The 13,210-nt window shown below is 39.0% G+C and carries 16 protein-coding genes; 5 read left to right on the top strand and 11 right to left on the bottom strand.

The genetic code is table 11. The features are described 5' to 3' along the window. The first annotated feature begins 15 nt into the window (after positions 1 to 15). The 3 genes from pyrR to ACQK2H_RS17335 all read left to right on the top strand — a co-directional run bounded on the left by pyrR (position 16) and on the right by ACQK2H_RS17335 (position 1,885). Positions 16 to 558 (top strand): bifunctional pyr operon transcriptional regulator/uracil phosphoribosyltransferase PyrR, encoded by a 543-nt coding sequence (gene pyrR / locus ACQK2H_RS17345; RefSeq protein WP_425392642.1) that lies wholly within the window; start codon positions 16 to 18, stop codon positions 556 to 558. Continuing rightward, entirely contained in the window at positions 555 to 1,478 is a 924-nt protein-coding gene (locus ACQK2H_RS17340; protein ID WP_425392641.1) for an aspartate carbamoyltransferase catalytic subunit, read from the top strand. Before pyrR ends, ACQK2H_RS17340 begins: the two co-directional genes overlap by 4 nt. A 92-nt stretch (positions 1,479 to 1,570) precedes the next feature. Further along, positions 1,571 to 1,885 (top strand): hypothetical protein, encoded by a 315-nt coding sequence (locus tag ACQK2H_RS17335; protein WP_425392640.1) that lies wholly within the window; start codon positions 1,571 to 1,573, stop codon positions 1,883 to 1,885. A gap of 43 nt (positions 1,886 to 1,928) precedes the next feature. On the opposite strand, the gene purB is transcribed toward ACQK2H_RS17335, so the two are convergent. Next, on the bottom strand, positions 1,929 to 3,272 hold the full coding sequence (purB, locus tag ACQK2H_RS17330; protein WP_425392639.1) for an adenylosuccinate lyase: 1,344 nt from the start codon (positions 3,270 to 3,272) through the stop codon (positions 1,929 to 1,931). A gap of 131 nt (positions 3,273 to 3,403) precedes the next feature. Here purB and ACQK2H_RS17325 point away from each other — a divergent pair, with 131 nt between their 5' ends. Further along, complete coding sequence (locus tag ACQK2H_RS17325; protein WP_425392638.1) at positions 3,404 to 4,474, top strand: 2Fe-2S iron-sulfur cluster-binding protein; 1,071 nt, start codon at positions 3,404 to 3,406, stop codon at positions 4,472 to 4,474. Here the strand turns inward: ACQK2H_RS17325 and ACQK2H_RS17320 are convergent. The 6 genes from ACQK2H_RS17320 to ACQK2H_RS17295 form a co-directional block, all read right to left on the bottom strand. Further along, positions 4,471 to 6,690, bottom strand: coding sequence for a tetratricopeptide repeat-containing sensor histidine kinase (locus ACQK2H_RS17320; RefSeq protein ID WP_425392637.1), 2,220 nt, complete (start codon positions 6,688 to 6,690; stop codon positions 4,471 to 4,473). The genes ACQK2H_RS17325 and ACQK2H_RS17320 overlap by 4 nt on opposite strands. A gap of 426 nt (positions 6,691 to 7,116) precedes the next feature. Then, positions 7,117 to 7,275: an Arc family DNA binding domain-containing protein gene (locus tag ACQK2H_RS17315; protein ID WP_425392636.1), complete on the bottom strand. Its 159-nt coding sequence runs from the start codon at positions 7,273 to 7,275 to the stop codon at positions 7,117 to 7,119. Continuing rightward, positions 7,268 to 7,777, bottom strand: a complete 510-nt coding sequence (locus ACQK2H_RS17310) for a hypothetical protein (RefSeq protein ID WP_425392635.1) — start codon at positions 7,775 to 7,777, stop codon at positions 7,268 to 7,270. The genes ACQK2H_RS17315 and ACQK2H_RS17310 overlap by 8 nt, the downstream gene beginning before the upstream one ends. A 9-nt stretch (positions 7,778 to 7,786) precedes the next feature. Beyond that, positions 7,787 to 7,939, bottom strand: a complete 153-nt coding sequence (locus ACQK2H_RS17305; protein WP_425392634.1) for a hypothetical protein — start codon at positions 7,937 to 7,939, stop codon at positions 7,787 to 7,789. Positions 7,940 to 7,941: 2 nt separating this feature from the next. Further along, positions 7,942 to 8,799 carry an SPFH domain-containing protein gene (locus ACQK2H_RS17300; RefSeq protein WP_425392633.1) on the bottom strand — a complete coding sequence of 286 codons (858 nt, stop codon included), beginning with the start codon at positions 8,797 to 8,799 and terminating at the stop codon, positions 7,942 to 7,944. A 4-nt stretch (positions 8,800 to 8,803) separates the two neighbouring features. Then, positions 8,804 to 9,739, bottom strand: coding sequence for an alpha/beta hydrolase (locus tag ACQK2H_RS17295; protein ID WP_425392632.1), 936 nt, complete (start codon positions 9,737 to 9,739; stop codon positions 8,804 to 8,806). A 96-nt stretch (positions 9,740 to 9,835) separates the two neighbouring features. On the opposite strand from ACQK2H_RS17295, the gene ACQK2H_RS17290 reads away from it, so the two are divergent. Next, positions 9,836 to 10,324 (top strand): hypothetical protein, encoded by a 489-nt coding sequence (locus ACQK2H_RS17290; RefSeq protein WP_425392631.1) that lies wholly within the window; start codon positions 9,836 to 9,838, stop codon positions 10,322 to 10,324. Positions 10,325 to 10,373: 49 nt separating this feature from the next. On the opposite strand, the gene ACQK2H_RS17285 is transcribed toward ACQK2H_RS17290, so the two are convergent. The 4 genes from ACQK2H_RS17285 to ACQK2H_RS17270 form a co-directional block, all read right to left on the bottom strand. Then, a complete protein-coding gene (locus tag ACQK2H_RS17285) occupies positions 10,374 to 11,510 on the bottom strand; it encodes a hypothetical protein (RefSeq protein ID WP_425392630.1) in 1,137 nt (378 codons plus the stop codon). Positions 11,511 to 11,521: 11 nt separating this feature from the next. Further along, entirely contained in the window at positions 11,522 to 12,229 is a 708-nt protein-coding gene (locus ACQK2H_RS17280; RefSeq protein ID WP_425392629.1) for a hypothetical protein, read from the bottom strand. After that, on the bottom strand, positions 12,210 to 12,797 hold the full coding sequence (locus ACQK2H_RS17275; RefSeq protein WP_425392628.1) for an RNA polymerase sigma factor: 588 nt from the start codon (positions 12,795 to 12,797) through the stop codon (positions 12,210 to 12,212). Before ACQK2H_RS17275 ends, ACQK2H_RS17280 begins: the two co-directional genes overlap by 20 nt. Before the next feature lie 121 nt (positions 12,798 to 12,918). Beyond that, the gene (locus tag ACQK2H_RS17270; protein ID WP_425392627.1) at positions 12,919 to 13,068 is read right to left on the bottom strand and encodes a hypothetical protein; all 150 of its coding nucleotides are present in this window, start codon (positions 13,066 to 13,068) and stop codon (positions 12,919 to 12,921) included. Between the last annotated feature and the right edge of the window lie 142 nt (positions 13,069 to 13,210).

Below are 13,210 nucleotides of genomic sequence, written 5' to 3'. Positions count from 1 at the left end.
CAGTAAGAATTACTCATGCAAAAGCGACTGCTTTTCGATAGCCCACTCCTAAAAGTCACGATCAGCCGATTGTGCCAACAACTCATTGAAGTTCATGAAGATTTTTCCCAGTCGGTAATCATAGGGATGCAACCGCGAGGGATATTTCTGGCTGAACGTGTTAAAACACAGCTGGAAAAACTAATCAAGAAAGATATCCACCTGGGATATTTAGATACTACTTTTCATAGAGATGACTTTAGGAGAAGAGACGAACCCATCACTCCGAGTCAGACAAAAATTCCATTTTTGATAGAAAATAAAAATGTAATCCTGGTGGATGATGTGTTATTCACCGGGCGAACAGTGCGAGCAGCTCTTGATGCTATGAATACTTTCGGGAGGCCGGCTAAGGTGGAATTACTGGTGCTCATTGATCGATTGTATAGTAGGCATATCCCGGTAGAGGCTAACTATGTTGGGAGAAAAGTAAATACCATTCAATCGCAAAAAGTATTGGTAGAATTGGATGCCAAGCAAACTGAAGATCGTATTTGGTTAATCACAAAAGAAGAATGAGTCAACTAAAAACAAAACATCTACTTGGAATTAAAAACCTTGATAGAGAGGAAATAGAACTCATTTTTCAAACCGCAACCAATTTTAAAGAAGTAATTAACCGGCCGATTAAAAAGGTACCTTCCTTGAGGGATGTCACGGTTGCTAACATATTCTTTGAGAACTCGACCCGTACTAAGCTATCTTTTGAGCTGGCGGAGAAGAGACTATCCGCAGATGTTGTCAATTTTTCAGCTTCAGGTAGTTCTGTTAAAAAGGGTGAGACTCTACTAGATACCGTCAATAACATTTTGGCGATGAAGGTAGACATGGTGGTGATGAGACACTCCAGCCCCGGAGCTCCACACTTTCTCTCAAAACATATTGATGCTAATATCATTAATGCAGGAGATGGAACGCACGAGCACCCCACACAGGCACTGTTAGATACCTTTTCAATACAGGAAAAATGCGGTGCGGTAGAGGGAAAGAAAGTCGTAATCGTAGGAGATATTCTTCACTCGAGAGTGGCACTATCAAACATTTTTGCTCTTCAAACGCTGGGTGCTGAAGTGATGGTTTGTGGGCCCGCCACACTATTACCCAAGCACATTGGAGAGTTGGGAGTTAAAGTGGAAACAAGCATTAGAAAAGCACTTGAGTGGTGTGATATAGCGAATATTCTACGAATTCAGCTTGAACGACAACAGATGAGATACTTTCCTTCGCTTAGAGAATATTCTCAGTATTTTGGAGTAAACAAGCAACTGCTTGATTCCTTGAATAAAGAAATCACCATTATGCATCCCGGGCCAATTAATCGTGGTGTGGAAATAACCAGCGATGTAGCTGACTCTGAGCACTCGATCATTCTACAGCAGGTTGAAAATGGGGTAGCAGTAAGAATGGCCGTGCTTTATCTTTTAGCAGGTGTGGCCTAGTTCAAAAGATTTGACACTAATCTGAAATTATTTTTCGTAAGTTTATTATTTGTGTTTTATTTTTATTTTGCAAATAACTAACCTGTAATCGAATGATACGAATTTTACCAATGCTATGCATTTTGCTGGTTTCTTGTGGTCAAAAAGTGAGCAGAGAAATGAGTGTTACTGCTGAATCACCTGTTCAGTTTGAGATGATAACGAGTGGGTCTAGCGCTGAAACATTTAAAACACCGTACTATTTAGAAATTGATGATAAAAGGCTTGAAGCTCAATTCAAATCTTTAAATCCGATTGTGCCGATTAAGGTTACCGTAACAGAAAATGGAAACGAAGCACTGGTTTCGGATGGCATTAAAATAGAATTACTTGTCGATGGGACATACATGTCTACCGCTGGTGAGTAAAAATGGAATCTTGATCAAAATTTGTGTTGAACAGATATAGTTGTTATTTCCCTGTGTAGTTATACGGTGTAATCACCTTGAGTTCTGCCTTAACTTCTTCCGATACATTCAAGCCGTCAATGAATACACTAATGGATTCTTGGGTGATGGCTTCATTGGTTCGTGTTAATGCCTTTAATGCTTCATAAGGTTTAGGATAGCCTTCCCTCCTCAATATGGTTTGAATGGCTTCTGCAACTACCGCCCAGTTCTCTTCAAGGTCAGCACGAATGGCTTTTTCATTCGCATGGATTTTAGAAAGTCCCTTTTCCAGCGAAAGAATGGCAATGAATGAATGGGCGATTGGAGTACCGATATTTCTCAAAACAGTCGAGTCTGTTAAATCTCTTTGCAGCCTTGAAATAGGTAATTTGGCACTCAGATGTTCAAAAATCGCGTTAGCCATTCCGAGATTACCTTCTGCATTCTCAAAGTCAATTGGGTTGACCTTATGAGGCATAGCTGATGAACCCACCTCATTTTTAGCGATGGTTTGAGTGAAATAATTCATGGAGATGTATTGCCACACATCCCTTGAAAAATCAATCAAGATGGTATTTATCCGCTTTAAGGCATCAAACAATGCGGCTAAGTGATCGTAATGCTCGATTTGTGTGGTAGGGTGACTTCTTTTAAGTCCCAGTTTTTCTTTCACAAACTGATCACCAAACGCATGCCAGTCGTAATTAGGATATGCCACTGTATGCGCATTAAAATTACCTGTGGCGCCACCAAACTTCGCTGCAAATGGCACCTGATTCAAAAGGTCGAGTTGCTCTTTAAGCCTAACTGCAAATACATTTATTTCTTTGCCTAATCTGGTCGGTGAGGCCGGCTGTCCATGTGTCTTTGCCAACATTGGTATTTCACTCCACTCATCCGATTTACTTTCCAGAGATGATACCAGACTCAATAATTTTGGTACAAACACCTCATTTAGGGCTTCTTTTAGTGAAAGAGGTATGGAGGTGTTGTTGATATCCTGGGAGGTCAGTCCAAAGTGAATGAATTCTTTAAAATCTGAAAGACCTAACTCATCAAATTTTTCCTTTAGAAAATATTCAACCGCTTTTACATCATGGTTGGTCGTTTTCTCAATTTCTTTGATTGCCTCTGCATCTTCCAGTGAAAACGTCTCGTAGATCTTTTTCAAGGCTTCATTCTTGTCTGCATTGTAGGCGGCTAATTGTGGGATGCCACTTTCATATAATGCGATAAAATACAGCACCTCTACCTTGACCCGGTATTGGATTAATGCTTTTTCAGAGAAATAATCAGAAAGTAGTGATACTTTAGATCTATATCTTCCGTCGATAGGGGAGATCCCTTCAAGTGGATTAAAATTCATTCAAATATGTGATTGTAAAAACGAACACAAAAGTACCTCATCATGTTTACTTGCCGAAGTTGATTGATAAATCAAGTTTGCTTTGCTTGACTTGATTCGAGAACTATCTTTGCGCCCTTAAAATTCAAATTATGGCATTCTCATTATTCAAGAAAAAGAAAAAACAAAAAGACGATAGGTATCAAATGCTGACGATCAAGGAAGTTGTCAACGTGGCAAAGGATGCTGTAAATCTTGTTTTTGAAAAACCAGAGTCGTTTGAATATGAGCCGGGACAGTTTATCACATTGATTAAAGATGTGAACGGAAAAAAAATAAGAAGAGCATACTCTCTATGTACAACGCCATTTGAAGATGAAAATCCGGCTGTTACGGTTAAGCGAGTGGATGGAGGGGCCATGTCGAATGATTTGAATGATCATGCCAAGGCAGGTGATCAAATACAGATCATGGAACCGATGGGTATGTTTACGACTGCCTATGACGAGGGAAATAATAGAGATGCTGTGTTCTTCGGAGGAGGAAGTGGTATAACTCCATTGATGTCAATTATTCGCTCAATACTTCTTAAAGAATCAAATAGTAAGACAACACTTATCTACGGGAATAGGAAAGAAGAGTATGTCATTTTTAAAGAATTGATCGCTGAACTAGAGCAGAAATATCCTGCAAGGTTTAGAGCTATACACATTTTGGAAGAAGGTGAGGCAGAATATCAGGGTAGACCTACCCCAAATATGATAGGGGATATCTGTAAGGCAATTAAAGTAAGTGACAAAACCGAATACTATATATGTGGACCACAGCCAATGATGGATGTTGTTTCTGAAGGTCTGGATAAAATAGGAGTGAAGGCAGGAAAAATCAGAATGGAAAGTTTTGAAGCCGGTAAAACTTCACCTACTGAAATTATTGATAAGGACACCACGGAAAGTGAGGTAACCATTTTATTAGATGGCGAGGAGTACTCAATTACGATGAAAAAGAGTGCCGCCATCTTGGAAACTGCTCTTGATAACGATCTGGATATGCCATATTCTTGCCAGAGTGGGTTGTGTACCGCTTGTCGAGGAAAGTGTGTGGAAGGTCAAATTAGTATAGATGAGGCAGAAGGACTCTCCCAAGAGGAACTTGATGACGGATACGTACTTACATGTGTAGGGAAACCACTTACTGATAGGGTTCGAGTAGAAATCGGTTAAGCTTTTTTAAATCTTAGATTGAAAGAGGTGCCCTCACCGGGCGTACTATCCACTTTAATTTCTCCTCCCATTGCTTTGATGAATTTATAAGCGATTGATAGACCTAATCCGGTTGAGCGTTCTTGACCGGTGGGTTTCGAACTTAGTGTGGTATACGCTTTGAATAGGTTTTTTTGATCTTTCTCTGGAATTCCAGGCCCCTCGTCTTTCACTTTAATTTCGTAGTGTTCATTTTCAGATATGAGAGAGACTTCTATTTGTTTTCCTTTATCTGAAAATTTGATTGCATTTGAAAGAAGATTATCAATAACCTGCACCAGATAATTCGGGTCTACAACTGAGAATCGCTCCTCAGATTTGTCAATATCATCTACGATTTTGATCTTCTTTTGAGCAGCAATCACGTCAAAATTATGGATAGACTCATAAGTAAGAGTGGTAAGGTCGGTTTTCTCAAGTTTGAGATTGACTTTCATGTTTTCAATAGCACTGATATCAAGCACCCGGTCAATCATATCTCGCATACGCTCAGAGGAAGCCTCCATGAGCTCTACATATTTTTCCAGGTGTGGATCTTTGTTCTGGCTTAAATGATCTTTAAATAATGGAATGAGCCCGATAATCATGTTTAAGGGATTCCGAAGATCATGGGCAACAATCCCCATTAGTTTGTTCTTTTCATCATTGAGCCAGCGGAGTTTCTTGTTTCTTTTCTGGATTACGTAGTATGACCTGCCCAGAGAAATTGCCAATAAAAAGAATAATACCAGGGCTAGTAAAATCAATCGGTTTTCACTCTTCTTTGCCTCAATCTCTTGTGCCAGTTTTTGCTCAGACTGAAGTCGCTCATTTTCCATTTCAGCGACCTGTTTTCTGAAATCGTATTCAGCGGCTAGTTGCGTAGCTTTTTCTACGTTTTTAGCCTCATAAATGGAGTCAACGAGTGTTTGATAAGACTCCAAATAATCCATCGCCAGGGTGGTGTTGTTATTCTTTTTGTAAAACTTATACAGTTCGTAAAGTATCTCTTTTGTTTCTACAATCAGATTAGATGTTGAGCTAACATCCAGCGCTTTTCTAAAGGCCTCTTTTGCTTTGTTGTTTTGACCGATTTTAGCATAAAGCATTCCTAAATCCTTATAAACAGATGATAGGACAGCCACATCTTCACATTTTATTCCTCGCTCCAGTGATTTTTTCAGCAGATATTCAGCCGAGTCAACCTTTCCCTGAGCAATAAATATTGATCCAAGACCTTCGAGAGGGTAGCTTTCAAAGCACGGATAAATCTCTGAAAGGTCAATATCTAATGAACGCTTTAGTAAAGATATAGCCTGTGAAGTATCTCCATTTTTTAAGTGGATATAGGAAAGGTTATTTAAAAGAGTCGCTTCGCTATCTTCAAGGCCATTTATACGGGCTTTTTCAAGTGCATCTCCGTAGTATTGTAGCGCTTTGTCAGAGTCATTCATGTTATCATAAATGACCCCCATGTTATTGTTGATTAAAATCTCTCCGTTAATGTCTTTAGTTTGGATGGCAATATCTCTTGCCTGAAGGTAGTTTTCAAGGGCCTCAGAGTATAATCCTTTCTGATCATATATAATACCTATTTGATTCAAGGTCTGTCCGATTTCACGGGTGAATTCACCATTTTGGAATGCATCCTTTGCTTTAAGAGCAAGCTCAAGCGCTTCGACGTTTCTTCCTCTTATGTTATAAATATTGGCCAGGGCATAGGCTGCATCTCCCAACTCTTTAAAATGATCGTTTGCTTCACTTATTTCTACCGTTTTTTCATAGGAGCGTACTGCTTCGTCAGTGAGTTCATTGACTTCTTGCAAGATTCCCTTGATATAAAAAGCATTAGCAGCTCTACTTGTGAGATCATTTTCTAGGTATCTATTGGCACCTTGGGTTATGTAAAAAAGACCTGAATCAAGGTTATAGCTAGATAGAAATAGTCCGTATACGGCCTCTGATCTTCCACGATATTTAGGAAAAGTAACATTTTTTCCCAGTTGGAAGGCTTCTCTGGCTACATCGAGACTGCTGGAATCATTTAGTTCGTAAGCTAAATCTATTAATAAGCTGATCTTAGTTGTATCGTAATCCGAATTGGTTATTTCGGTGCGTAGACTATCTATAGTGGATACTTGTCCTAACAACGGAATAGAAAGTGCGCATAAAGCAAATAGGAGGTTGATTTTATACATTTTTGAAAATAGCCAGTCATCCAAATATAAACTTTTGATAAACTGGAAAGAAATGTTTCCCCTATTTGAATGTACTTATGCTATCAATGAAGGATATTAATCGATCAATTAATTGAAATCACTTTTGCATTTTGTTTGAAGATATATGTGCCAAGGGCTAGAATAATTATGCTAATAATTAATAGGCCTAAAAACTTAATGACTAAGTTGTAATTCCTGAGCAGGACTAGTGCGGTAAAAGTACCCAAAGCTCCAACTGATCCACCAATCCATGCCCCAAAGGTCTGATATTGAATTTTATCTAAAATGAGCTTTGAATCGCAACTTAAACACTTGAAAGGCTTGTTTTGCTTAAAAATCAGTCGGGTAAGTGAGAGCTTACTTTGGCAATTTGGACACATGAATTTGCTCATATTACTAAAGTAATTACTCTTCTTTTTTTAGTTTTCCATTTTCCTTTAATGCTTTATGAATAATCCACTCAATCTGGCCGTTGGTAGAGCGAAATTCGTCTGCTGCCCATTTCTCCAGGGCTTTCATAGTGTCTTCATTTAACCGTAGCGCAAATGGTTTTTTCTTAGCCATCTAATCCCCAATTTTCTTTCAATCTCCTCACTGCCTGCTTCATTGCCTCTGGTTTTTGAGTGCCTAAAAGGATCTTTTTGCCATTTGATAATTCTAATTGAAGCCCTTGATTACCGGAGACATTCAGTGCTCTTCCTTTACCGGGCCTTATTCGATACCCCCATCCTCCATATTCCCAAATCGGGTTATACTCTCTGACATATACTTCTTTAATGTCTGTCTGGGTGAGTTTATGTTCGGAATTGACAAAAGGCGGATATCTATAATAAATGGCACGATCATCTATGGTGACGTATAACTTAGAATAAATAAATAATACGACAACTCCACCGCATACAACTCCGGCAATGATTAACCCAATGATACCCTCTTCTTTGGTTTCATTTAACCAAATGGTTATTGATGCACCTATAAAAGAAAGCGTAGTAATGCCGATCACCAGGTAAAACATCCATGTTCCTATAAAACTCTGTTCTTCTTTGAATTGAATTTTTCCTTTCATGACATAATATTATCGTTCTCTTTCAAGCAATACTACCAACGAACCATGGTCAGAGGTGAAGCTATTGACCTTCCATCCCTGACTCATAGACTCCTGCATTCTTTTCTCGAAGCGTTCCACTTTTTCAAATGCTTTTTGCTTTAAAAACTTATAGTTATTCATGATTAGTGATTTAGGGTTCCTGAATTAACAACCGGTGAAACATCTTTGTCTGCACATAAGACAACCATAAGATTGCTGACCATAGCAGCTCGTCTTTCATCATCCAGATCAATTACATCTTTCTCTTTCAGCTGATCCAGAGCCATTTCTACCATGCTGACTGCACCTTCTACAATCTTATGCCTTGCTGCCACTATAGCTGTCGCTTGCTGTCTTCTCAGCATTGCGCTTGCTATCTCTTGAGCATAAGCCAGGTAGCCTATTCTAGCTTCCAATATTTCAATACCCGCGATAGCAAGTCTCTCATCCAGCTCTTTTTCAAGATCCTCGTTTACTTCTTTAATGCCGGATCTTAGCGTTACCTCAGCTTGCTCATCATCAAAGTTGTCATATGGATAAGTACCTGCAAGCTTTCTTACTGCTGCATCTGTCTGTACCCTAACGAAATTTTCATAGTCGTCGACCTCAAATGCTGCTGAAAAGGTATCTCTTACGCGCCATACCAGGATCACTGAGATCATTATCGGATTGCCAATGCTGTCATTTACTTTGATTCGCTCACTATCAAAGTTTCTGGCCCGGAGACTGATCTTTTTCTTTGCATAAAAAGGATTCACCCAATAGAACCCGTTTTTTTTCACTGTACCGATATACTTACCAAATAGAACCAACACTCTGGATCCATTTGGGTTGACGTAAAAGAATCCGGGTATCATTAATATCCATGGTAGAAAAAGCAGAGTCCAAACCGGATTGTCTGTGATGCCAATCATAGCGATGGCAGCTCCTAGTATGACCACATTGACAAACAAGCCAAGGTAGCCGGAGGCGGGGGTATACGTTTTTTCTTGTGATTGCATGATTTTATTTGTTAAGGTTTTGAATGAATTGAACGATTCCTGAGACTAAATTTTCACTTAGTGGTAATTCAGGATTATTGTATGCGGCCGCATTTAACGCCACATCATCTGAAGCGATGCTCTTTAGGACATGATTCATATCCTCAATGATCAAAAGATTTGCATTTGGATAAGCATCCTTGAGTGCTTCCGCCTGATCCACTCCAATTTGCAAGTCCTTGGTCCCATTGATAAGAAGCACTGGCACTCCAAGTTTTTTTAACTCTTCTGTAGGATTATATGAAATATATGATTTCAGAAATGGCTGAATAGCAGGACCGAAAATTGAAATAAGGTATGGGTTAAATTTCTTTACCGTATGTCCAGCCTTCATTGAGTCGATATTTATTCGGGCATCTTCAGCTAAAGCAGGAGACTGGCTACCAAGTTGTCTAACTATTGCTTCACCGGCATCCTCACTGAGTCCTGAAATGGAAATGAATGCAATGACATCTTCTGCATTTTGAGCTGCCAACATCCCAACTAAGGATCCCTGACTATGTCCTGCAACTATTAATTTGTTATATCCTTCTTCTTTGAGTTTAGAAAGCCATCTTACCGCATCTTCTACAAAATGTTCAAACCTCAAATCTTGCTGATCTGATACCGCTTCACTGCTTTCCGCAATGCCTCTTTTGTCATATCTAAGCACTGCATAACCGGCTTGGGTTAGCTCGGTTGCAAGCATTTTTAATGAATTATTATTAAGTCCCATTGCACTATTACCATTTCGATCTGTTGGACCGGATCCGGCAATTATCAGGATGGCAGTGTCTGTCTTTATCTTAGGAGTAGTCAATGTACCCTTTAGATCTCCTATTTCTACCTGCTTCTCATTGGGTTGCTGAGCAGTAGTCGAAAGGCTGAGAAAGAATATTAAAGGTATAATTAATCGTTTCATGTGTTATAATATTAGGTGATATTAAAATGATATCATAGTAATATACGACATTATTATCAAAATGGTTATGAGTTAATAATTTCATTCCTTTGCATTATGAATAAAGAGGACTTTAGCTGGAAGGATTATCACCATCAGATTTACCAGATTTATCATGGGATCATTGCCATTACTTTGGTGCCTTTTGCGCTTCTTTTTTTGCAGTGGGATTCTGAGAGTTTGGTAGCGCCCGTAGATTATTCCAGTTTGTTATTTATCCTGGTCATTCAATCACTTTGGATTATTGGTTATCTATCTTGGTATGCTTGGAAAGGTGGGAAGGTTCAATATGACCTTATTGACGGTCTTGACTTGTTGGAAAAACTAAAAGAGTTTAGAAAGAAAAATCTATTTAAGTATGCCTTGTTGGCTCTTGGCGGAGCGATTGCTTCCTTCGCAATGTGGGTTCAACCTTCTTTTATTTTTGTTATTGCTTATCTATTGATACTCGTGCAATTTTCGTTTCTACGACCCTCTGAAGATAAAATCGTTCGCGATATGCGACTCACCAAAAATGACAGAAAAGCTTTGCATGAAAGCGCATAAAAAAAGCACTGCCGAATTGCAGTGCTTTCATTCTGGTTCTAAGTGATAATTACAGCGTTATTCCGAAACTTACCGCATTTAGAGCGGCACTTTGATTATCAGCGTTTAAAGGTCCGCGATTTGGAGAGAATACTTCGTTTAGATCATAGGTTGCAAATAGTTCTACACCTTTCCAACCGACTTGAGCTCTTATTCCGTAACGAAAGTTTTCCAGGAAGAAGTTATCTCGCTCTTTGTCTTTTTCATTGCTGCCATTTTCCTTGAATTTGTATTTGGTATGGCTTCCAATACGGTATCCCGCATATCCGCCAACTCCAAAGCGGAATCCTTTTCTTGAGTATTTCTTGATCCTTACACCTCCTGATTCAATACTGGTGATCTTTCTTCTACCTCTGGAAAAGTCAAACATTGGTACCACTGTGGCATTGATGTACGAAGCTGTAAGCTTGCTTTTTTGTCCGTTAATTGTGTTAGGTACTTCATTAAATTCAATTCTTTCAGAACCTTCTTCTATGATATAGTCAGTGTCTTCCAGCTTCCAGTTGTACCAGTTGATTCCAAGTCCCCACTCAAGGAATAGTGGCCCGCCAACCCAGGTTCTATTTGTGCTGTTAAGCCCGACATACCACGAACCGAAAGGTTTTATCGAATATGGAGAATTGTTAGCATCCGGGAATGTACCATCCTCCAGCCAGTTATTCAAACCAATATCTATGTTAAAGTGATGAGTGGTCCTGTCAGCTCGACCTGCTTCATAAGTGACTTTTTTGCGATCATTCCAATCATCATCATCCCAGTCATCTACTTCATCAGGATCTACATCCACTTCTACACCACCAAGTTTAATCCTCACTTCATCATCATTGATTTTCCAGTCCTTCATTTCCACTTCATCATCGTCATTAACGTAAGCTTTTCCGTCACTTATTTCAAGATACTCAACACTGTCTGACAATTGAGCATTTAGATCTTTGATCATTTGATTGATGTCATAATTCTCTAAGGATGCTAAGTCTGACCTATTCTTTGTAATGATTACGATCTTACTGTTACTATCCAGTTCGATGATTACAGTATCCTGCTTAGGGTCAGTGTCACTAAATGCTGCCGCAGGAAATATGAGTGCAAGCATCAGTATGGCTACTATTGATTTCATCCGTGTTTCTATTTTCATTTGATTTTTCATGTCCGTCCTTTTTATAATGAGTTTCTGTCCTTTTTACTTTTCAATCCACCATTTAGTAGATTGTCTTTAGCCGTTTTAATGTCGGCCAACACATCTCCCGGGTCTATTTTTTCTGCAAAAGCGATAAACTTCTTAATCACCCCTGTAGAATCAGTTTTTTGAGTACTTGCGCTTGCATCTGCACTGCTTGATGAAGCGATATAAGTGATTTTCACTTGTCTAAAAGCCGGCTTTTCCACAGTCCCTTTCACACCTTCCAAAATGTCAGGATTATCAACATCCTCTATGGCCACCATGGTTTTTGATTCGACATCAATTACTGGCATTTCTACCACCGGATCTTTCAAGACTTCCTGTGGTTCATTTTTAGCGAATTGAGGCTGAACCGGTTGACGTTTTTGAAGTGCTTTTATTTGCTTTTGCACTTCCTCTTTCTTTCTATCTTTTATGGTTGGGATTACAAATTCAGGCATCTCAGATTGCACAGGGTGATCAATGCCTGATGCAATTGGACTAAATGATTGAGTCTGAGAAGGAGCTTCAGGCCACACCATCCATGATATTAGCAATAACGATACTGAAGCAGCCACCCAATAAATTACAGGTGTTTTTTGAGGTCGAATTTGTTTTTCAACCTGAGACCATGCGTTGCTAGAAGGTGTAACCTCTAGCTGGTCTAGCTTCTCTCTAAATAACCGATCAATGTTTTGTTGATCCATTGGTAATCTTGTTTTCTAGTTCATTTTCAATTTCTGCAAGTCTTGCTTGCAACCATTTTCTGGCTCTGCTCAACTGAGATTTTGAAGTGTTTTCACTGATATCCAGTTGCTTCGCAATCTCTGCGTGATTATATCCCTCTATTGCATAAAGGTTAAAAACTGTCCTATACCCAACAGGGAGTTCATTTATCAGTTTCAGAAGATCTTCTTGTCTTAATGAATCTTCCATTACGCTCAGGTTCGGATTGTTTGATGCAGTTTCAATGTCTGTTTGCAATGACATATTCCGGTTTTTTCGGATATACATCAGGCAATCATTGACAATAATTCTACGCACCCAACCCTCAAAGCTTCCTTCGCTTTTAAACTGATCCAGTTTGTCAAATACTTTTACTATGCCTCCGATCATTACGTGTTCCGCTTCTTCACGGTCTTTGATGTATCTGAGGCAAACCCCTAACATTTTAGGAGCCAATCTGTCATACATACCACGCTGTGCTGAGGCTTTGCCTTTTCGGCAGCCTTCAAGCAATTCTTCTTCGGTTAGTGACTTATTAATTCGCAGCATGGTTTTGACCTTCATGGGGTAGATGCAGCTATTCAGCTAATGGTTGCGTGAGGGTGAAATTATTTAAAAACAAAAAAAGCTGACATATAGCCAGCTTTTTAAAAAGTCTTTTTTGTTAAGCTCAATCATTTTCATGATGAGCGTGATGCCTATGGAAACGATTCTGCCTTTTTAAGAGAAAGCGCCACATGCTTGTCCACATGTCATCAAAAGCATAATGAATGATGTTTTTGAAGTTTAGCCAGTTGTCCCTTTTCTTTTTCTTTTCCATGATTGACAGTTTAGCTGATTGATTAAGTAAATCTACATTTTTTAACGAAAAAAATGTACAAGATGTTATTAAGTTCAAAATAACACTGAATTATGAAATGCTAATCTTGGAATAATTCTATAAGTCTATTTGACCACTTATA

This window comes from Ekhidna sp., assembly GCF_965228795.1.
Classification (GTDB): Bacteria; Bacteroidota; Bacteroidia; order Cytophagales; family Cyclobacteriaceae; genus Ekhidna.
Note: the sequence above shows the minus strand (reverse complement) of the source record. Positions and strands in the feature narration are given on the sequence as shown.